The organism is Floridaenema evergladense BLCC-F167, assembly GCF_041929205.2.
Taxonomy (GTDB): domain Bacteria; phylum Cyanobacteriota; class Cyanobacteriia; order Cyanobacteriales; family Aerosakkonemataceae; genus Floridanema; species Floridanema evergladense.
Window position 1 is genome coordinate 1381776 of sequence record NZ_CM171625.1, and the last position, 19298, is coordinate 1401073.

At 43.7% G+C, this 19298-nt stretch carries 19 protein-coding genes and 5 pseudogenes; 21 read left to right on the forward strand and 3 right to left on the reverse strand.

Annotated elements, in window-relative coordinates:
• Positions 1–36: 36 nt before the first annotated feature.
• The 17 genes and pseudogenes from ACE1CA_RS06380 to ACE1CA_RS06460 form a co-directional block, all read left to right on the forward strand.
• Positions 37–2001 carry a pentapeptide repeat-containing protein gene (locus ACE1CA_RS06380; protein ID WP_413280802.1) on the forward strand — a complete coding sequence of 655 codons (1965 nt, stop codon included), beginning with the start codon at positions 37–39 and terminating at the stop codon, positions 1999–2001.
• 65 nt (positions 2002–2066) lie between these two features.
• Positions 2067–4529: a pentapeptide repeat-containing protein gene (locus tag ACE1CA_RS06385; protein WP_413280801.1), complete on the forward strand. Its 2463-nt coding sequence runs from the start codon at positions 2067–2069 to the stop codon at positions 4527–4529.
• Between the two features lie 54 nt (positions 4530–4583).
• Positions 4584–5849: a calcium-binding protein gene (locus ACE1CA_RS06390; RefSeq protein WP_413280800.1), complete on the forward strand. Its 1266-nt coding sequence runs from the start codon at positions 4584–4586 to the stop codon at positions 5847–5849.
• A 192-nt stretch (positions 5850–6041) separates the two neighbouring features.
• Positions 6042–6239: pseudogene (locus tag ACE1CA_RS06395) on the forward strand (calcium-binding protein); the annotation flags it as partial.
• A gap of 19 nt (positions 6240–6258) precedes the next feature.
• Positions 6259–6396 carry a hypothetical protein gene (locus ACE1CA_RS06400; RefSeq protein ID WP_413280817.1) on the forward strand — a complete coding sequence of 46 codons (138 nt, stop codon included), beginning with the start codon at positions 6259–6261 and terminating at the stop codon, positions 6394–6396.
• A complete protein-coding gene (locus ACE1CA_RS06405) occupies positions 6369–7295 on the forward strand; it encodes a calcium-binding protein (RefSeq protein ID WP_413280816.1) in 927 nt (308 codons plus the stop codon). Before ACE1CA_RS06400 ends, ACE1CA_RS06405 begins: the two co-directional genes overlap by 28 nt.
• 274 nt (positions 7296–7569) lie before the next feature.
• Positions 7570–8826 (forward strand): calcium-binding protein, encoded by a 1257-nt coding sequence (locus ACE1CA_RS06410; RefSeq protein ID WP_486517685.1) that lies wholly within the window; start codon positions 7570–7572, stop codon positions 8824–8826.
• 145 nt (positions 8827–8971) lie between these two features.
• Positions 8972–11047, forward strand: coding sequence for a glycosyltransferase (locus tag ACE1CA_RS06415; protein WP_459563700.1), 2076 nt, complete (start codon positions 8972–8974; stop codon positions 11045–11047).
• 81 nt (positions 11048–11128) lie between these two features.
• Positions 11129–11995: a calcium-binding protein gene (locus ACE1CA_RS06420; RefSeq protein ID WP_413277524.1), complete on the forward strand. Its 867-nt coding sequence runs from the start codon at positions 11129–11131 to the stop codon at positions 11993–11995.
• Positions 11996–11997: 2 nt separating this feature from the next.
• Positions 11998–12273, forward strand: a pseudogene (locus ACE1CA_RS06425) (pentapeptide repeat-containing protein); the annotation flags it as partial.
• Between the two features lie 247 nt (positions 12274–12520).
• Complete coding sequence (locus tag ACE1CA_RS06430) at positions 12521–13159, forward strand: antibiotic biosynthesis monooxygenase (protein ID WP_413277526.1); 639 nt, start codon at positions 12521–12523, stop codon at positions 13157–13159.
• Positions 13160–13316: 157 nt separating this feature from the next.
• Positions 13317–13532 (forward strand): hypothetical protein, encoded by a 216-nt coding sequence (locus ACE1CA_RS06435; protein ID WP_486517990.1) that lies wholly within the window; start codon positions 13317–13319, stop codon positions 13530–13532.
• Positions 13514–13585 (forward strand): annotated as a pseudogene (locus ACE1CA_RS06440) (hypothetical protein); the annotation flags it as partial. The gene ACE1CA_RS06435 and the pseudogene ACE1CA_RS06440, both read left to right, overlap by 19 nt.
• Positions 13586–13627: 42 nt before the next feature.
• Positions 13628–13807 (forward strand): Rossmann-fold NAD(P)-binding domain-containing protein, encoded by a 180-nt coding sequence (locus ACE1CA_RS06445; protein ID WP_413277529.1) that lies wholly within the window; start codon positions 13628–13630, stop codon positions 13805–13807.
• Between the two features lie 151 nt (positions 13808–13958).
• The gene (locus tag ACE1CA_RS06450) at positions 13959–14219 is read left to right on the forward strand and encodes a nuclear transport factor 2 family protein (RefSeq protein ID WP_486517686.1); all 261 of its coding nucleotides are present in this window, start codon (positions 13959–13961) and stop codon (positions 14217–14219) included.
• Positions 14220–14242: 23 nt separating this feature from the next.
• The gene (locus ACE1CA_RS06455) at positions 14243–14455 is read left to right on the forward strand and encodes a hypothetical protein (protein ID WP_413277527.1); all 213 of its coding nucleotides are present in this window, start codon (positions 14243–14245) and stop codon (positions 14453–14455) included.
• Positions 14456–14457: 2 nt separating this feature from the next.
• Positions 14458–14574 (forward strand): annotated as a pseudogene (locus ACE1CA_RS06460) (aldo/keto reductase); the annotation flags it as partial.
• Positions 14575–14581: 7 nt separating this feature from the next.
• Here the strand turns inward: ACE1CA_RS06460 and ACE1CA_RS06465 are convergent.
• Entirely contained in the window at positions 14582–15580 is a 999-nt protein-coding gene (locus tag ACE1CA_RS06465) for an IS630 family transposase (RefSeq protein WP_486517479.1), read from the reverse strand.
• Between the two features lie 137 nt (positions 15581–15717).
• Between ACE1CA_RS06465 and ACE1CA_RS06470 the strand changes: the two genes are divergently transcribed.
• On the forward strand, positions 15718–15849 hold the full coding sequence (locus tag ACE1CA_RS06470; protein ID WP_486517687.1) for a hypothetical protein: 132 nt from the start codon (positions 15718–15720) through the stop codon (positions 15847–15849).
• Positions 15850–15861: 12 nt separating this feature from the next.
• Here ACE1CA_RS06470 and ACE1CA_RS06475 read toward each other — a convergent pair.
• A pseudogene (locus ACE1CA_RS06475) lies at positions 15862–16528 on the reverse strand (transposase family protein).
• 199 nt (positions 16529–16727) lie between these two features.
• On the opposite strand from ACE1CA_RS06475, the gene ACE1CA_RS06480 reads away from it, so the two are divergent.
• The 3 genes from ACE1CA_RS06480 to ACE1CA_RS06490 all read left to right on the forward strand — a co-directional run bounded on the left by ACE1CA_RS06480 (position 16728) and on the right by ACE1CA_RS06490 (position 18955).
• Positions 16728–16985: a hypothetical protein gene (locus ACE1CA_RS06480; RefSeq protein WP_413275781.1), complete on the forward strand. Its 258-nt coding sequence runs from the start codon at positions 16728–16730 to the stop codon at positions 16983–16985.
• A gap of 640 nt (positions 16986–17625) precedes the next feature.
• Positions 17626–18462, forward strand: a complete 837-nt coding sequence (locus ACE1CA_RS06485; protein ID WP_413275780.1) for a sulfite exporter TauE/SafE family protein — start codon at positions 17626–17628, stop codon at positions 18460–18462.
• A 1-nt stretch (position 18463) separates the two neighbouring features.
• Positions 18464–18955, forward strand: a complete 492-nt coding sequence (locus ACE1CA_RS06490) for a DUF1634 domain-containing protein (protein ID WP_413275779.1) — start codon at positions 18464–18466, stop codon at positions 18953–18955.
• Between the two features lie 3 nt (positions 18956–18958).
• Here ACE1CA_RS06490 and ACE1CA_RS06495 read toward each other — a convergent pair whose 3' ends face one another.
• The gene (locus ACE1CA_RS06495; RefSeq protein WP_413275778.1) at positions 18959–19231 is read right to left on the reverse strand and encodes a hypothetical protein; all 273 of its coding nucleotides are present in this window, start codon (positions 19229–19231) and stop codon (positions 18959–18961) included.
• Positions 19232–19298: the final 67 nt, after the last annotated feature.

Below are 19298 nucleotides of genomic sequence, written 5' to 3' on the forward strand. Positions count from 1 at the left end.
CTTCGAGATCAGGAATTTTTGTGTGGGGATTGCATAATGGCAGTATTAAACTTTGAAGGACAAAACTTAGTCGGAAATAGCTTCCGGGGTCAAAATCTCAACGGTTCAACGTTTTTTAAAGCGAGACTGGAAAACGTCCGTTTCGATCCCAACGCTTCCGGGGTTCAAACCCAACTCAGAGGTACTAATTTTGCTGAATCAGTTTGGATTGGTGTCAATGCCCGTCGAGCGATCTTTGCTCCTAATGCTACCTTTGGCCCAGCTAATTTATCCTTGGCAACTTTAGATAATGTTGATCTAAGCGGCGCAAATCTCACAGCGGCTGATATGACGCTGATCAACACAAAATTTCTCAACCTTTCCAACGCTAACCTGACTGATGCGATTCTGCGCCAAGCCAATATCAGTGGGGAACAGTCGGAACGACCCAATTTGAGAGGGGCTAACTTTACCCGTGCCGATTTATCTATAGCTAATCTCAAAGCAGCTGACTTGACGGGTGCGAGGCTGATAGATGCCAACTTACAATCGGCTAACTTGGAAGCAGTACTCTTTATAAATGTAGATGCTACTGGTGCTGACTTCCAGTTAAGCAACTTCACTGATATTGATCTGGGTGGCACAGTTAATTTTAACCTTGCCAATCTGAGTGGGCTAGCAATTACCGATACAAGACCTTCAATCGATCCGCAAACTGGGCTAGCAATCCCAACAATACTCAGTTTTCGGGGTGCAACTTTGGCGGGCGCTAGTCTAGAAGATGTTACTTTTGCTAATGCGGATTTTCGCCCCTTTGACGCGGTGCGGAATGGTGTGCAAGTCATCAAAGCTACTGATTTGACTGGTGTGAGTTTGCCAGATACTAACTTTAGCGACAGTAAATTTAATGGGGCAATTTTAGATAACATCAGAGGGGAAGATTTGAACCTGAATGGTGTTAACCTTAGTCCCTTTACTGCTTCTAATGGTCAAGTATTTCGGACTCAGTTAAATGGCGCTAATCTCCCTGGGGTTGATCTTGTGGGAGCCAATCTGACTCAGGTAGTGGCGGAAGGCGCATTTTTACAACGGGCTGATTTCACTAATGCCGTAGCTGTAGGAGCCGATCTGAGTAACGCAAACTTAGCAGGAGCGATTCTAACGGGAGCAAATCTAACGGGCGGTGTGCAGTTAGATAATGCTTTTCTGGAACTTGCTAACCTAAGTGGAGCCGATTTGAGAAATGCCAATTTAAATAATGGTTTTATTCAGAAAAGCATTGTTGCAGGAGCCAATTTTACAGGTGCTAGCTTGATTGGTGCTGACTTAAAAGAGTCTAGTGGAGATAGTCTAACCAGTTTTGCCAATGCAAATTTGAGCGGCGCTAGTTTGGAGGTTGGTAGTTTCATTGGTGCTAACTTCAGGAATGCGAATTTAAGTAATGCAATCTTGACCAAAGGCAACTTTACTGATGCCAATTTTGTTGGGGCTAATTTGACGGGTGCGATCGCGATCGATACAGTTGGTCTAACTCTGGGAACTGCCTCTGCTGATTCCCTCACCGGAACAACCGCCAAAGATAATCTCTTCGGTTTTGATGACAATGATACCCTCAGCGGCAATGAAGGTAATGATTATCTCGATGGCGGTGCAGGTAGTGATGTTCTTAATGGCGGGGCTGGTGCTGATACTTTATTGGGTGGCTTAGGTAATGACAACATTACTGGTGGTGCTCTTAGCGATACCATTATCTACCGTCGTGGCGATGGTTCAGACAGGATTAACGGATTTGTCACCGGAACAGGAACAGCAAGAGACATCCTTTCCTTCAGTAACATTGCTGCAATTGACGTGCGTGTAGTCAATGGTAGTACAGAATTCCGCATTGGAGATGGCGTTGCGGGTAACGGGGGATTTGGCACAGGTAATTTGTTGATTACCCTGGTCAATACCTCCTTTACCTCTGCACATATCAACAGCAACGTTGACCCAATCAACCGTCCTGTCTTCCAGTTCTCTTAAGAAAAAAATGTTACAGAGCAATAGCTGCTCAGATCTGACAAAACTTTACCAAGCAAAATAGCATCATGGCAGTATTAAACTTTGAAGGACAAAACTTAGTCGGAAATAGCTTCCGAGGTCAAAACTTAAACGGCTCCACATTTTTTAAAGCCCGACTGGAAAACGTCCGCTTCGATCCGAACAATGCGGGGACTCGCACCCAACTCAGAGGTACTAATTTTGCGGAATCGATTTGGATTGGTGTTAATGCCCGTGCAGCGATCTTTGCCCCTAATGCTACCTTTGGCCCTGCTACTTTGTTCAAGGCAACCTTAGAGAATGTCAATCTCAGTGGCGCAGATCTCAGACAGGCTGATATGTCGCTGATCAACACATTCAACCTCAATTTATCAGGTGCCAACCTCACCAATGCCATTCTGCGAGAAGCCAATATTAATGGTGAACAGTCCGAGCGACCTAACATGACTGGGGCAAACTTTACCGGGGCTGATTTTTTCAAAGCGAATCTCAAAGCAGCTGATTTCACTGGGTCAACCTTAGTCAATGCCAGTTTCTTAGATGCGAATATTGAAAACGTTGTCCTGGTTAATGTGAACGCCACAAGCGCTGATTTTCAACTAGCAAATTTCACAGATGCGACCCTGCAAAATGCGATCTTTGATTTAGCTAATTTGAGTGGCGTTGCTTTGACGGATACCAACCCCCTCGATCCAGCAACGGCTACTAACGCCAGCTTTCGGGGTGCGAATCTGAGTAATTTGTTGGTCGAAGATGTCAATTTTAGCGGCACTAACTTTAGTCCCTTTGTGGCTACTAATGGTACAGTAACGGTCACAAATTTGACTGGAGCGAGATTCTCTGGTGCTAGTTTGGATGGGGCGAACTTTACCCAAGCCAACGCACAAGGCATGGCTATCAGTGGTACTGCTATTGGTGCAAATTTCACTAATGCCGACTTAACTAACGCTGACTTCTCAAAAGGCAACTTTTCCAGTGCCAACTTTACGGGAGCGACTCTGACGGGTGCGATCGCAGTTGATGCGATCGGTCTATACATCGGAGATGCCAGCGATAACGTCCTTAACAGCAGCGGCGACACCAGCCCCAACGATAACCTATTTGGCAACGAAGGCAACGACACCCTCAGTGGTGGTGGGGGCAATGATTATATTGATGGTGGTGCAGGCAATGACCGGATGATCGGTAGCGGTGGCAATGATACCTACGTTTACACTGCTGGTGATACCATCATCGAAAGTGCTAACGGAGGCAATGATACTGTCCGCGCCAATGCTAACTATACTTTAGGCAACAACCTAGAAAACCTGATCCTACTGGGTAACGTCGTTAGCGGCACGGGTAACGCCCTAGCTAACAACATCACTGGTAACAATGCCAACAACAACCTCACTGGAGGTGACGGCAACGATACCCTAAGTGGCAGTGCCGGAAATGACACCCTGAATGGTGGCCCTGGCAACGATGCGCTGATTGGTGGCACAGGCAACGACACATATATAGTAGATAGCACAGGCGACACCATTACAGAAAATGCCAACGAAGGCACAGATGCAGTTCAGTCTAGTGCTTCCACCTATACCTTAAGCAGCAACCTGGAAAACCTCACCTTAGTCGGTGTTGCCCAAAGTGGTACAGGTAACGAACTTGCCAACATCATCACAGGTAACGAAGCCAACAACGCCCTTAATGGTGCTGGTGGCAACGATACTCTGAGTGGCGCTGGCGGTGATGATACCCTGGATGGCGGCGCAGGTAACGATGCCATGAGCGGTGGTCTAGGCAACGACACTTATGTAATAGATAGCACCGGAGATAGCATTACAGAAAACCTGAGTGAAGGCACTGATACAGTCCTTTCTAGCATCGACTACATTTTGGGCAGCAACCTGGAAAACTTAGTTTTGGTAGGAACTGCGCTCAATGGCACAGGCAACGATCTCGCTAATAGCATTACAGGCAGCGAAGGTAATAACAGCCTGAATGGAGGATTGGGTAACGACATCCTGTTTGGTAATGGTGGTGCTGATACCCTTCAGGGCGCAGGTGGTGCCGATAGTCTTGATGGCGGTGACGGCGATGATAACCTCAACGGTGGCATCGGCGCTGATTCGCTCCTGGGTGGGGCTGGTGATGATGTTCTCAATGGCGCTGATGGTAATGATGTTTTGGTCGGCGGTATAGGTCTTGACACCATTACAGGCGGTGTAGGTAGCGATACGATTCGTTATGCCTTTGGCGATGGACAAGACAGAATTAACGGATTTACCACAGGCGTAGGGGGAGACTTCCTTTCCTTTAGTGGGATTGCTGCGATCGATGTGCGTGCTGTGACAAATGCGACTACGGGAGTTACTAATACTGTGTTCCGAGTGGGCGACGGCATCGCTGGAAACGCAGGCTTTAATACAGGTGAGCTTTTACTCACTCTAGTTGGTACTAACTTTACCCAAGCAAATATTGCTACCAATATTATCGACTCGGCTGGAACGACGTTCCTGTTCTCATAACTTCCCTTTTAGTGTGTGCATTAAGCAAATTCATCTAATCAACTGAGGTAAAAAATGGCAATCAGAAATGGAACAGAAGCTCCTGATACTCTAACAGGGACGGCGAATGCCGACACACTACGCGGTTTTGGCGGAGATGATATTCTATCAGGCTTAGGCGGCAATGACCTGCTTCTAGGTGGAGATGGCAGTGACGATTTGTTTGGTGGGGGAGGTAACGATCGCCTCTTCGGTGATGCAGGTGATGACCTCCTGGAAGGCGAGGCGGGGGCTGACACCCTCAATGGTGGGGAAGGCAAAGACACCCTCAATGGTGGTGCTGGTAACGACTGGCTGTTTGGTGGAACTGAGGATGAACTATTTGGCGGTGATGGCAATGATGTTCTTTCCGGGGAAGGTTCCCTGAACGGCGAAGCTGGCTCAGATACCCTCACAGGTAGCTTCTTTGAAGACACGCTCAATGGCGGGAGTGGCAATGACTTTCTGGATGGCAGCTTGAGTAATGACTTCCTGTTAGGTGATGACACCTTGGGTATTGCGGGTGCTGACACCGTTCTGGGTGGAGATGGCAGTGACACCATTTACGGTGATGCAGATACCTTAAGTGCGGGTGGTAATGACTCCCTGCTGGGTGATTCTGGGGATGACGAAATCTATGGCTTTGCTGGGGATGACTACCTGAATGGAGGCGATGGTAATGACCTCTTGGAAGGTGGCGAAGGGAATGACTTCCTGGTAGATGAGCTAGGCGCAAATACGCTGTTGGGCGGTGCAGGTTTAGATACCATCAGCGGCGGATTAGATGGAGATGCGATCGAGGGAGGAGAAGGTGCTGACAGCCTCTTGGGGGGTGATGGCAACGACACCATTGATGGCGATGGTGAAGACGTTGCTGATACCCTGGCTGGCAATGATGTACTCAATGGCGGTTTGGGCGATGACTTGCTTGATGGGGGTGCGGGGGTCGATCGCATTCTTGGTGGCGCTGGTAGTGACACCCTGTTTGGCGGCAATGACCTACCCGAACAAACTCAACGCGACACTCTGACAGGCGGCACGGGCGCTGATTACTTTACCTTGGAAAACTCCGGGTTGAGTGGACAATCGGGCGACTACATCTCTGACTTCCAAGATGGCATTGACTTCTTACAAACAGGATTCAGCTTTGAAGCCCTGACGATCGCCCGTGTCAATCTGACGATTAATGGTGTTTCAACGGGTAGTACTCGAATCAGTGTAACTGCAACTGGCGAAGAATTAGCGGTTGTGGCTGGGTTACTCCCCGGAAGGTTTACCGCAACAGACTTTGTTCCCGCGTGATTTAAATAGGAGTTTCTTTGATGATGACTAACTTTGACTTTTCATCTCTCTTCTCTATGCCTTTGACACCCCTCTCCTAAATCTGGGAGAGGGGGAGAGAGGAGGAGGTTCACAAAAGCAAGCAATTGCTTAATGTTAACTGCATCAATATTTATGTCAACAAACAACTTCATTTGGAAAGAGGAGTAAATCATGGCTATCAGAAATGGAACAGCAAATCCCGACACTCTTACAGGAACAGCGAATGCTGACACACTGCGCGGCTTTGCTGGTGATGACCTCCTGAATGGTTTAGGCGGTAATGACCTGCTCGAAGGTGGATTAGATAAAGACACCCTGTTTGGTGGTGCTGGCGCTGACAGACTGCGTGGGGATGCAGGCGAAGATGTGCTGTATGGTGAAGCTGGCAATGACACCCTCTTTGGTGGGACGACTGCTGACGATGCCAACGATGGCAAAGACTTCCTTGATGGTGGTCTTAACAATGACTGGGTATATGGCGGTTTCGAGGATACCGCGATGGGCGGTGCGGGAAATGACACCTTAGTTGGTAGCTTCTTTGGTGACGCATTGTACGGCGACGATGCAGAAGGTTTAGCTGCCAGTGGTGCTGATTCGATCGCAGGTGGAGAAGGTAATGACACCATTTACGGCGAAGCTAACGACACAGTTTTCGGCGGCAACGATACCATCTTAGGCGAAGGTGGCGATGACACTATCTTTGGTTATGGCGGTAATGACTCCCTCTTGGGTGGTGATGGTATTGACTACCTCGACGGTGGCGACGGCGACGACGTTTTGGATGGCGGTGCTGGTACTAGTACGCTGTTGGGCGGCGCTGGCTTAGAAACTATCCGGGGTGGTATTGAAGGTGACTTCATTGATGGTGGTGAGGGTGCTGATAACCTGAATGGACTTGGTGGTAATGACACCATCTATGGCGATTTGGGTGCAATAGAATCTCTGGCTGGCAATGATGTGCTCAATGGCGGTGCTGGGGATGACTTCCTAGATGGTGGTGCTGGTGTCGATCGCGTTATCGGTGGCGCTGGCGTTGACCTTGTGTTTGGTGGTGAAGACCCAGAAACCCAAACCACACGCGACACGCTGACTGGCGGGGCTGACACTGATTTCTTCCAATTGCTATTCACAGACTTTGTACCAGAGCCGATCCAGCCAGGTGAGCCAATCATCTCGCCTCCTCCTGGTGACTGGATTGTTGACTTCCAAAATAATGTGGACTTCTTCCTGCTTGACGGTATTGATTTTACCTCTCTAGGATTCCAGCGGATCAACCTCTCGGTTGCTGGTGTTGCTACGGCGAGTACTCGGATCTACGTTCTTCCTGAAGCTGGCATTCCGATTTCGCAAGCCGAAACTCTGGCTGTTGTCCAAGGCGTACTTCCCGGAGCCTTCGACGCAACAGATTTTGTTTCATCTATCTAAGAAATGTGTGTGTATCTAGCGCCAACCGGATACACACACCTGATGCTCAAACTCGATTGAGCAAATCTCGCATTCTGTTCATCTCCTGCTGTCTGGAGGCCAACCAGACAGTAGGAACTTACTAAACAAAGCGATGAGTAATTGATTTTTACATCCTATTGAAACGTAATCCGTAAATCGTAGGGATTTGAATTAAAAATCAACTAATCGAATCTTTAAGTGCATCAACTATCTCCTGCCAAAAAACAATTTGAATCTACAAAAGAGGTAAATTATGGCGATCAGAAATGGCACAGCAGACAAGGATACTCTCACAGGTACTAATAGTGCCGACACGCTACGCGGCTTTGCTGGTGAAGACGAGCTATATGGTTTAGGCGGTAATGACCTGCTCCAAGGTGGACTTGATAAAGACACCCTGTTTGGTGGTGCTGGCGCTGACAGACTCTTTGGGGATGCAGGTGAAGATTCCCTGTATGGTGAAGCTGGCAATGACACTCTCTATGGCGGGTCAGACCCCCAAGATGGACTCGATGGCAAAGACCTGCTCGATGGTGGTGCTGGCAACGACTGGGTATATGGCGGCTTTGAGGATACGGCAAAGGGCGGTGCGGGAAATGACACTGTAGTTGGTAGCTTTTATGATGACCAACTGTACGGGGATGGCACAAAGGATGACTCACTTTTTGGTGGTGCTGACTCCGTATATGGCGGTGCTGGCAACGACACCATTTACGGTGAAGGTGACAGCTTGAGTGGCGGCGGCAACGATACCCTGGTGGGTGGCGATGGCGATGACGTTATCTATGGCTATGCTGGTGATGACTCCCTCGTAGGCGGTAATGGTCTTGACACCCTTGATGGTGGCGACGGCAACGATGTTCTGGATGGGGGTGCTGGCGCAAGTACACTGTTCGGAGGTGCTGGTTTAGAAACCATCCGGGGTGGTGTTGAAGGTGACTACATCGATGGTGGTGAGGGCGCTGATAACCTTCAGGGACTCGGTGGTAATGACACCATCTATGGCGATGCTAATGCCGCTGAATCTCTGGCTGGCAATGATGTCCTCAATGGTGGTGCTGGGGATGACTTCCTGGATGGTGGTGCTGGTGTCGATCGCGTTATCGGTGGCGCTGGTATTGATATTCTCTATGGTGGTGAAGACGCAGAAACCCAAACTGCACGCGATACGCTGACTGGTGGAACTGAGACTGATTTCTTCCAATTGAATTATGCGGAATTTGTGCCAGAGCCGATCGATCCAGGTGAGCCAATTATCGCTCCTCCTTCGGGTGACTGGATCACTGATTTCCAAAATGGTACTGACTTCTTCGTGATCGAGGGTCTGGAATTTTCCAATCTAGGCTTCCAGCGCATCAACCTCACGGTTGCTGGTGTTGCTACGGCGAGTACTCGGATCTACGTTACTCCGGCTGCTGGCATTCCGATTTCGCAAGCTGAAACCTTAGCTGTTGTCCAAGGCGTACTTCCTGGAGCCTTCGACGCATCAGATTTTATTTCATCTATCTAAGAAATGGGTCTGTATCTGGGGTCAACCGGATACAGGCATCTGATGCTCGATCGCTCTGTCGCTAGTTTCAGATTAATTTTGTTCATCTCCTGCTGTCTTTTGACCAACCAGACAGTAGGATACTACTACTCACACAAAACTAACTATGCGTATCCTCTTTTTACATCCTAATTTTCCCGCCCAATTCCGTCATGTTGCTGGGGCGTTAGCTAAAGATAAACGTCACCAAGTTGTGTTCGGTACTACTCGCCGTGATGGTCATCTTCCTGGTGTGAGCAAAATGATTTATCAACCGAAACGAGAAGTAAAACCGGAAACTCACCACTATGTCCGTCCTTTGGAAAGTGCGGTGATTCAAGGTCAGGCGGTGTATCGGATGGCTGAACAACTCAAGGCTAGGGGTTTTGTTCCCGATGTGGTCTATGGTCATTCGGGTTGGGGGCCTACTTTATTAATGAAAGATATATTTCCCAAAGCTAAATTATTATGTTATTTCGAGTGGTTTTATCATGCTCATGGCACTGATGCGGATTTCGATCCTAGCGATCGCTTAAGTGCTGATGATGAAGCCAGAATTAGAATTAAAAATGCGCCGATTTTATTAGATTTGTATAGTTGCGATCGGGGTCTGTCTCCTACATATTGGCAGAAGCAACAATTCCCTGACGAATATCAAGATAAAATTAAAGTTCTTCATGATGGAATTGATACTAATTTCTTTCGTCCTAAACCTGGAGCAAAGTTAGTTTTACCCAGAATCAACCTTGACCTTTCTCATGTGGAAGAATTAGTTACTTATGTCGGTCGAGGTATGGAACCTTACCGAGGTTTTCCCCAATTTATTGAGGCAATTTATTTACTCCAACAACGTCGCCCTCAATGTCATGTTGTCATTGTTGGAGAAGATCGCGTTGCTTATGGTAAAACTTTACCGGATGGGAAAACTTATAAGCAGTTAATGTTAGAGAAGTTCCCTTTAGATTTGTCGCGGGTTCACTTTACTGGACATCTGCCTTATGATGAATATCTGCAAGTTTTACAAGCTTCTTCGGCTCATGTTTATTTAACTCGTCCGTTTGTTTTATCTTGGTCTTTGTTGGAAGCTTTATCTACTGGTTGTTTAGTTGTCGGTTCTAATACTGCTCCGGTAACTGAAGTAATTCAAGATGGAGTTAATGGTTTATTAGCTGAGTTCTTCTCTCCTGAAGAAATTGCCGATCGCGTTGAGGAAACTTTAAATCACCCGGAAAAAATGAGTGAAATTCGGGCGAAAGCCAGACACACAATTGTGGAAAAATACGATTTATCGCTGTTATTACCGCAACATTTAAATTGGATTCAGTCAGGAATTGGCAGTAGTTCGGTGCCATTGTGGATGAGAATGGCAAAGAGTGAAACAAATGGCTTGAATGGGAAAGATGATAATTCGCATTTACTGGCGATCGCTGATAGTAATGCCGAACCAAGTCTTTTACAAATTGGTAATTCTGCTGTAGGAAATGGAACCGGAAATCACGAATTTCAAGGCATAGATTTAGTTACTTTGTTGAAGCAATACGAACTGCTGCCAAAACTTCGGGAAGAGATGATTATCGAGCGAGCGATCGCACCTTTTGATTGTACGCTAAAAGAGCAAACGGAATGTTATTTAGAGTTCTGCAAACAGCGGCAATTAAACAGTGAAACTGCCCGTCAACAATGGTTACAAGAACAAGGAATGACGGAAGCACAATTAATTAATCTGGCAACTCGCGAACTGAAAATTGAAAAGTTTAAACAAGCTACTTGGGGTCAGAATTTAGAAAACTACTTTCTCCAACATAAATCAGAACTCGATCAATATGTTTATTCCTTAATTCGAGTGCGAGATGGTGCTTTTGCTCAGGAACTTTACTCGCGTTTGCAAACAGGAGAAGAAAGCTTTGCAGAACTTGCTAAACAATATTCGGAAGGTTTAGAAGCCAAAACTGGTGGTTTAATTGGCCCTGTACCATTGAGTTTATCTCATCCTAAATTAGCGCAACTTTTGCAAACTAGTGAACTAGGGGAATTAAGTGTTCCGAGTGCGATCGAAGATATCTGGGTAATTGTCCAAGTTGAAAAGATTATTCCCGCACAATTCGATGAACAAATGCAGCAAAAATTGCTCGATGAATTGTTCGATAATTGGCTCAAAGAACAATTGAAAAAACCTAGTCCATTGCAATTAATTGCCAGTTAGTACGTAGTTGCGCTTCAGCGCTAAACAAGAGCGCTGAAGCGCAACTACGTACCTTGGAAGTTTAGCCTCGATTTTTTATCTATGAGAATCCTAATTACAATTGCTCATTTTTTCAAACCGGAAGATAATAGTCGGCATGATTCTCGACGCAAAAATCCTCAGCCTCGTTTAGCAGCATTAAGTCAAAGTCTTACTGCTTTACATCAGTTATTTAGTAAGTCGCAAAGCATTATTAATATTAAAGAAAAATTGGCTTTTCCGGCTAACCAACCTTTAGCTAATGATTTGGATATTGTAATTTGTACAACTCAAGATTGTCATCTTTTGGATCGGCTGAATGTACCTGCTCATTTTTATCATCATTATCCCACAGAAGCAAAACCGATGTTTTTAGGGTTTGAGTGTCAAGCAGTGTTGCGAGATTCTTTAGGAAATTATGATTATTACTGTTTTTTGGAAGATGATTTAATCATACACGATCCTTGGTTTTTTGTAAAATTATATTGGTTTAATAAGGAAGCTGGCGATCGCTGTTTGTTACAACCAAATCGTTATGAAATTTCTACTCACGGGCTTTCTTATAAAGCTTATGTTGATGGTGATATAAATCCGAAAACAACGGAAAAGTTTCAAGATTTGAGCGATCGTCCCCAATTACAAAGCAAAATTATGGGTGTACCGATGGTTTTCCGTCGCGCTTTGAATCCCCATTCTGGTTGTTATTTTTTGAATGCTAATCAAATGAAGCATTGGGCGAGTCAGCCGGATTTTCTCGATCGCGATCCTAGTTTTATTGGCCCATTAGAAAGTGCTGCTACTTTAGGAATTATGAAGAATTTTTTAGTTTACAAATCAATACCGAAACAGGCAAGTTTTTTGGAAATTCAGCATTATGGCACGAAATTTTTAGATATGATAGGGGAACAGATTGATTTGTCAAGTATCTAAGCCAATCTTCCCAGGAATCTGGCTATGCTGCTGGAAATATCCTCAATCTCTTTTGTCAACTTCAGACCGATTTAAGTGGCTATGATTTTTCACATTTAAAGATTTGGCAAGCTTACTTACAGGATGTGAATTTACACAATGTAAATTTTATGGGTGCTGATTTGGCTAAGTCAGTTTTTGCTCAACAATTAGCACAGGTTTTGTCGGTAGCCTTTAGCCCAGATGGTCACTTGTTGGCAACGGGGGATGCTAATGGTGAAATTCGGTTATGGCAAGTTATTCACTTAGACAATTACGCAAATAAGTACGAATCATTTCGGATGGAACGCAAAGATGGAGTTTTGGAAGTTGCTTTACACACAAACGGCGGTTCAATGGTATTTAGCAAAACGGTTCATGATGAACTTGGTTTTGCCTTCGCAGATATTGCCGCCGATCGCGAAAATAAAGTTGTGATTCTGACTGGAACAGGGGATAAATTAAGTCAGCGATCGAATTACCTAACGTTCAGCGAGGAAAGTAGTCATGCCAATCATTTCTAAAACTAACGATGTTGTTACCGTCATTTTCAGTTTTGCCGTAGAGCCAGAACAGCAGCAAGAGCTGATCGATCGGATGATTGATGCACTGGAAACCACAACCAGACATCAGCCCGGATTCGTCTGTGCCAGTTTTCACAAAAGCCTGGATGGGGTGCGGGTGTTCAATTACGCCCAGTGGCGCACCCAGGCAGACTACGAAACCTTTGCTCAAAGTGCCCAGGATCGGGCGATCGCTACTCAACTATCCCAATTTCAACTCCGCGACTCCCACATTTACGAAGTGGTGATTTCCAAACCAGATGATGCGGATTTGAGGATTAGGAAGGGCGATCGCATCCATTTTGCCGAATTTCGAGTCAAACCAGAGAACCAGCAACGATTGATTGATCTGGAGCGGGAGAACGTTGAAATTGCGCTGCAACATCCCGATTTGATGTCTGCCAACTTCCATCGATCGCTGGACGGCACTCGCACCGCCAACTACGGACAATGGCGCAGTTTGGACAACTTTGATGCCTTACTCAAGGAGCCGAAGTACGAATCGGTGCGGGAGTACTGGAAGGGGCTGGCTGAAAATGAATTCCATCTATATGAGGTTGTTTACACAGAGCCTTCTGAGTAAGGCTAAATGCAACCTGAAGGATTTGGTCTTATCCAACGGAGCAACAATAATCGCTTATGTGAGGGACGAATGCGGTTATCAAACCAGATTGTAGTCGTGGTTGGACTTATTCATCTCGGCTCAAGACGCTTCCACCGCCCCGTTATCCGAAACCACGATGGAGAAACTTCGCCCAACCTTAGATAGCAAAATTTGGGGTGCTTTCCATGTCGTAAAGCATAGTGTTTCTCAAATTCGGGCTGAAGGTTCTATTACGTTCATCTCAGGCTTGGCAGGTCGTCGGGGCTATCCTAGCTTTGCGATCGTTGTGTGGAGCAGAATGGACGTATTGACATTGCCTTCAACAATGCGGGCATTGTCAATCCTAAATTAGTCAGGTTGCATGAGCAACCCAGTACCGATTTTCTGGATGTCCTGAATACAAATGCGATCGGTGTATTCTACTCACTCAAGTACGAAATTCCGCAGATGCTCCGTCGTGTACGAGAACAGCGAGGGATGACGTTTGAACAAGGCTCACAGGCAATTCCGATCGGGCGAACCAATACCGTTGAGGAAATGGCACGTACAGTCATGTTCTTAGCGTCCAATAATGCGACTGCTTTACATGGCTCGTTGGTTGATGTCACCAGCGGGATGCTGGATTGACCTGATTGATTGCTTCATTGAGATATTACAGCAACCTCAAGGAGATGGAGGAACAGATGACAGAGCTTTCTCGCCGCCGGATCATCTTAGGTAGTGGTGCAGAAAGACAAAAGTAGAGGGACGTGATGCACTGATTAAACATTACAGCGGGTTGCCAAAAGCGTATGGTGCGATCGAGTTCCTCGATCTAAAGCTCTACCCCATGATTGATCCGAATTGGGTGTTAGTAGAATATCGTGGTCAGATAGAAGTGCTGGCAACCGATCGTTCATACAATAATCACTACTGCGGCTTATTTCAGCTTCACAATGGCAAAATCTGTCTATTCCGCGAATACTACAACCCAATCGTCTTAACAGAAGCGTTTGGAGATCCGACAGAACTCGCTCAAAGTTTTAGCTTGAATCATTAATCTCAATTCGGAGTAAACGTTCAATGATTTCAAATTCCACAATTACAGAAGTGTTTCAGGATTGGTTGAAAGCACAAATTCTACAACTGAGTGTAGACACGCTCAAATCCAATGCTGTGACCTGTACTGCCTGCGGTGAAGTTCTGGGAACTTACATCATTGATTACAGAGGAGAACGCTTTCGACTTTCTCTAGAAGAAACCTATTCTTTTCTCAAATTTATTCAGGAGAACTAATCATGCGCTACAAACTTCTTGGCAACAGCGGCTTGCGCGTTTCTGAACTGTGTCTGGGCACGATGACCTTTGGTGAGGATTGGGGCTGGGGTGCTTCCTTTGATGAATCCAAAACGATCTAAGTACTTATGCAAAATTAATTGTATATTCTTTGCCAAAGTCTCGAATGACTTTTTCCACATAATCAACTAAATTTTGCCAGCTAGAATAAGCATCTATTTCTATCCATTCATATTTCATGAATCGCCAGAGAATTTCGATTAAGTTAAGTTGTGGAGAGTAGGATGGGAGCCAAAATATCTCTAAATTTTTCTGTGGCCATTCACTGATTTTCTCCGCAATTTTTTGACTTCGATGAAATGAGGCTTTATCCAGAACAACAAACGTTTTTTTTGTCAGAGTTTCCGCAAATTTATCCAGACAAGATATGACGACTTCACTAGTGATTCTCCCTTCAAATATATAAGCAGATAATTCTTGAGAGCGACTCATTATCCCCAGGACATTTAGCCGCCGACTTCGGCTACTTTTTAGGGAATTTATTTCGCCTTTTTCTTGCCATCCATAAGGCACATAAGGTGTTAAGCAAAATCCAGTTTCATCCAAATATCTTAGTTCGATCTCTCCCGCTTCTTCCCGTTGTTTTAATAAGGTAAGCTCTTGCTTCTTTTCTTCATATTCTAAGGGGTCTGGCTGACCTGCTAATCCTCTTTTAAATCTTTTCCAGCACATGATTAGACTTTTTATCACTCGTTTAACTGTATCCTTGCTCACGGTGATTTCCCATTCTTCTTTTATCTCTGCTATTACTTTTTTTAAATTTTTAGGCGATTGTTTTACCCAGGCTTTTATTTGTTGCTTTTGTTCTTCTGTAAATGTTGGCTTTCTCCCCCGACCTGGGCGATTATATAATCCTACTAATCTGTGTTCTTCCCAATCGTTCATCCAGTTATATATCGTATTTCTACTTACTTGAAATATTTCGGTTAATTCCTCAATTCTTTTTCCTTGATAACTTAATAGAATACAATGCGCTCTCTCTCTCACTTGATAATGTGCGCTCTGTTTATATATTCTCTGGAGCAGTTTGATTGTTTCTGGTGTCAAGTCTCTAATAAATCGCATTTCCCTCTCCCCTTTACTGTTCCTAGCTTTACTATATACAATTATCTTTGTAATATACAATTATTTTTGCATAGGTACTTAGATGTAAGTTTAGAGAGTTGCTTGTCGATAAAGCGCGATCTCAGTACTAACTCAAGTTGCTAGTTACCCAAAGTGCGATCGCATTTCGAGAAAAAGACAAAAAGAAGCGCAGCAACCAAGCCTACCTAAGTTACTTATCAGGGAAAGCTCCCACCAGCTTATTAGGTAGAAAAGTGTGGAATTTGTAAGTGTGGCAGGTTTTATATAAAGGCTTTTTTAAAAGTTATAGCCAAAATAAAACAGGTTATTTTTATTAAAAATCCAGAAAAAGTAACGGCATGGATAGATTTAGGAAAAAGACGGGTAATCTCACTAAAAACCGTCTCAATTCGATGTCGAGTAGCTTGTTTGTAAAAGCTTATCCAAGGAGGAGCTGCTCGATGCGAATTCTTTTTTCTTAACGCTTTTAAACCAATTTCGTCAATCAATAAGAGAGCATCTTCTGCCTGATAATCAGTGTAGGCTGAATCGGCATAAATTTCACTTAATGGTGGCAGATTCAGGGGGAGAGCATTTAACCCACGCACATCATTAGCCGCTACGGGGAAGGAGTCTAACAGATATTCTACATCAGAATTTGTTGCTTTGAGAAGCATACCAATTTGATGGAATAGGTCGTACATTAATTCCGATAAAGCGTGTAATCTCCGGCAAAATCTCGACTTATCTAACATTGCGGGAATTAAACCACTTTCTTGCAGATACACTCTAGCATGAGCTTGATTACCATGAAAAAATAAAGCGGCTACCAATGCAGTAGTTAAGACTTCCGCATCACTCATTAGTCGCCTTCTATCATCTTGGTGATTGATCGCTTCCTTGTACGTCATCAGTGATAGCATAAATAGCAATAATTTCGTTAATCATTTCCTCTCACAATTTCTCATTTGAGGGGATTTTATTCTATAGCCGACCCGCTCTGTGAAAAATGCTCAAAAAATCCAAATATGAGAGATAGTGCTGCCTCATCTCAGGGAAGCGATCGCACGACCCGGGAAAGTAACCTTATGTCCGTTGCTATATCTCTGTTACCCGCGTCGTGCGATCGCTCCGGGTAACTAGCAACTTGAGTTATTATTTACTTGCGGGAACTCAAGTATTTTTCGGTCTGAGTGGCGAAACACAAACCTTGACGGAACCAGTTGCAGTTAAGTTTGTAGATGGAACGCAATCAATTATTAGAACCAATCCACCCACAGGTGCAGTTGAATTTGATCTCGTTCCTGCAAAGGTCTTTAAAGCAGGTGAAATTAGCTGGATGATTCCTAACTTATCTCAAGCAGATATTAATGCTCAAACTCCTACTCCCCAACTGATTGATTAGATATTGTACAGTTCAATAATCGATTTTGAGGTTATTAATTGGGCAATAACCTCTTTTTTTTATTTTTATCTAAATGCGAAAATACTGAAAACATGATACAGCTAGATTATAAGGTTGCCTTATCAAACCTAACTCTGGGAAAGCTAACCGAGAGAAGATGTTTACTTCTCAAAAAGCAATAATGTAACAAAGTTGACAAAAAAATAGTAAGGCATAAATTTAGGTTATATATTACTAAATTGGTAATATTATCGGACTTTAATAATAATAAAAAAAACATAAATCTAATTAGTAATTCCCTTGATTTTTACTCAAGATTAATTTACTATTTTTATTCATGGAGAATGCTTAAGTTCAATGAAAATACATCTATCATTAGACAGGATATATAGGTGAAGGAGTAATTGCAAAATGGAAGCTTTATCCATAAAGGATAATACTGAAACCTCTATATTAATAGATATAAGGGGTTCACTATAGCCATTACTAGAATAGTTAATACAACTATTGCTATTTATGTAGTAGCTGAAGTGAACAAGCTGGAGTTAACTTAAGGCGTATATGGCTTTACAGATATTGTTGAAACATCTAAAGCTGATATGGCTAAGTAGTAAAAACATATAAAAAAGAGGTGCAAACATTGAATATTTGGGAATTTACTTTATTAGTTTGGATAGGTTCATTTACTGCTGGCTTTGTAGGAGCATTGACTGGCTTAGGTGGTGGCGTAGTTATTGTTCCCTTATTAACCTCAGTATTTGCTGTTGATATTCGCTATGCAGTTGGTGCTTCATTAGTTTCTGTAATTGCTACTTCATCCGGTGCAGCATCTGCTTATATTAAACAAGGTTTCACTAATTTACGGTTAGGAATGTTTTTAGAAGTAGCAACAACAATGGGAGCATTAATTGGTGCCATAATTGCTGCTTTTATTTCTGTTAAAGCACTAACTATTGTGTTAGCAGTTGTTCTACTGTATTCAGCTTATTTATCGCAACAACCACGTTCTGAACAGCCAGAAAGTGAGTCAACAGATGGGTTAGTAAGCTATTTAAAACTTAATGGTACTTGTCCAACTCCTAACGGACTAATGCCTTACCAAGTTCACTCTGTTCCTATAGGATTCAGTGTGATGGTAGTTGCAGGTGTAATTTCCGGTTTACTAGGTATTGGTTCAGGAGCATTTAAAGTATTAGCAATGGATCAAGCGATGCGTTTGCCATTCAAAGTTTCAACAACTACAAGTAACTTTATGATTGGTGTCACCGCAGCAGCTTCGGCGGGTGTTTATCTAGCAAGAGGTTACATCGATCCGGGTCTTTCTATGCCTGTGATGTTAGGAGTATTACCAGGCGCTTTATTGGGAGCAAAAGTTTTAGTAGGAGCTAAAACTAAAGTTTTAAGAATAGTTTTTAGCTTAGTTCTCGTATTAATGGCTTTGAAAATGGTTTATAACAATTTATTAGGGGGAATTTAAAATGCAAAAATTAGGAGGAAATGAAACAATTGAATTTAATTTAATTCAGGATAATTTAGATATAGGGCTAAATGAATTCTCTCTTAAATGTAAAATTGATGAAGAGATAAAATACAGCAAAGCCAAAAGAGAACAACAACTAGGATTGTTACTCAGCAATCTTTTAAAATATGGAGTTTTTCTAGCTAGTGCTGTTGTCTTACTGGGAGGGATCTTGTATTTAATACGTCACGGTACTGAACCTGCTGATTACCAAGTTTTTCATGGAGTACCATCAGAGTTTCGTTCGCCAGAAGGAGTGATTAATGCGGTATTAGCAGGTAGTCGGCGTGGGATTATTCAATTAGGTTTATTAATCTTAGTAGCTACTCCGATCGTGCGTGTAGCAATCTCGTTTTTAGCTTTTCTACGTCAACGAGATTATGTCTACGTCGTAGTGACTTTGTTGGTGTTATCAGGATTAATCTACAGCATGATTGGAGCTTATCATTAACATTCAATCCGGTTGGATAAGTTGAGTCAAATTCTGAAAGTTTAATTGAATTTGCTCAAATAACGAAGTAGCGATCGCATCTAAGTTCTGTGTTGGTGCAACTGACAAGATAGCGAACGAAATCAAGCCGAGTACACCAAGGATAAAAGCCAGAAATCTTCCCCAACATCCTGGATTGATTTCCAAAAACAAAAGTTTGGATTGTCCGATTATAGAGATCGAAAGTAAAACCAGTCCAGAGATTAACAAAATAGTGGTTAAGGAGGTGTTAGTCATGATAAAAAACTTTTTCAGTTATATCCAGTGGGGTAAGCTTTCCCATTATAACTACCATCTAATTATG

What these genes read in the sequence shown, in the direction of transcription:
- ACE1CA_RS06380 (WP_413280802.1), top strand. Translation starts at nt 37, where the DNA reads ATGGCAGTATTAAACTTTGAAGGACAAAACTTAGTCGGAAATAGCTTC.
- ACE1CA_RS06385 (WP_413280801.1), top strand. Translation starts at nt 2,067, where the DNA reads ATGGCAGTATTAAACTTTGAAGGACAAAACTTAGTCGGAAATAGCTTC.
- ACE1CA_RS06390 (WP_413280800.1), top strand. Translation starts at nt 4,584, where the DNA reads ATGGCAATCAGAAATGGAACAGAAGCTCCTGATACTCTAACAGGGACG.
- ACE1CA_RS06400 (WP_413280817.1), top strand. Translation starts at nt 6,259, where the DNA reads ATGACACCCTCTTTGGTGGGACGACTGCTGACGATGCCAACGATGGCA.
- ACE1CA_RS06405 (WP_413280816.1), top strand. Translation starts at nt 6,369, where the DNA reads ATGGGCGGTGCGGGAAATGACACCTTAGTTGGTAGCTTCTTTGGTGAC.
- ACE1CA_RS06410 (WP_486517685.1), top strand. Translation starts at nt 7,570, where the DNA reads ATGGCGATCAGAAATGGCACAGCAGACAAGGATACTCTCACAGGTACT.
- ACE1CA_RS06415 (WP_459563700.1), top strand. Translation starts at nt 8,972, where the DNA reads ATGCGTATCCTCTTTTTACATCCTAATTTTCCCGCCCAATTCCGTCAT.
- ACE1CA_RS06420 (WP_413277524.1), top strand. Translation starts at nt 11,129, where the DNA reads ATGAGAATCCTAATTACAATTGCTCATTTTTTCAAACCGGAAGATAAT.
- ACE1CA_RS06430 (WP_413277526.1), top strand. Translation starts at nt 12,521, where the DNA reads ATGCCAATCATTTCTAAAACTAACGATGTTGTTACCGTCATTTTCAGT.
- ACE1CA_RS06435 (WP_486517990.1), top strand. Translation starts at nt 13,317, where the DNA reads ATGGAGAAACTTCGCCCAACCTTAGATAGCAAAATTTGGGGTGCTTTC.
- ACE1CA_RS06445 (WP_413277529.1), top strand. Translation starts at nt 13,628, where the DNA reads ATGCTCCGTCGTGTACGAGAACAGCGAGGGATGACGTTTGAACAAGGC.
- ACE1CA_RS06455 (WP_413277527.1), top strand. Translation starts at nt 14,243, where the DNA reads ATGATTTCAAATTCCACAATTACAGAAGTGTTTCAGGATTGGTTGAAA.
- ACE1CA_RS06465 (WP_486517479.1), bottom strand. Translation starts at nt 15,580, where the DNA reads ATGCGATTTATTAGAGACTTGACACCAGAAACAATCAAACTGCTCCAG.
- ACE1CA_RS06490 (WP_413275779.1), top strand. Translation starts at nt 18,464, where the DNA reads ATGCAAAAATTAGGAGGAAATGAAACAATTGAATTTAATTTAATTCAG.
- ACE1CA_RS06495 (WP_413275778.1), bottom strand. Translation starts at nt 19,231, where the DNA reads ATGACTAACACCTCCTTAACCACTATTTTGTTAATCTCTGGACTGGTT.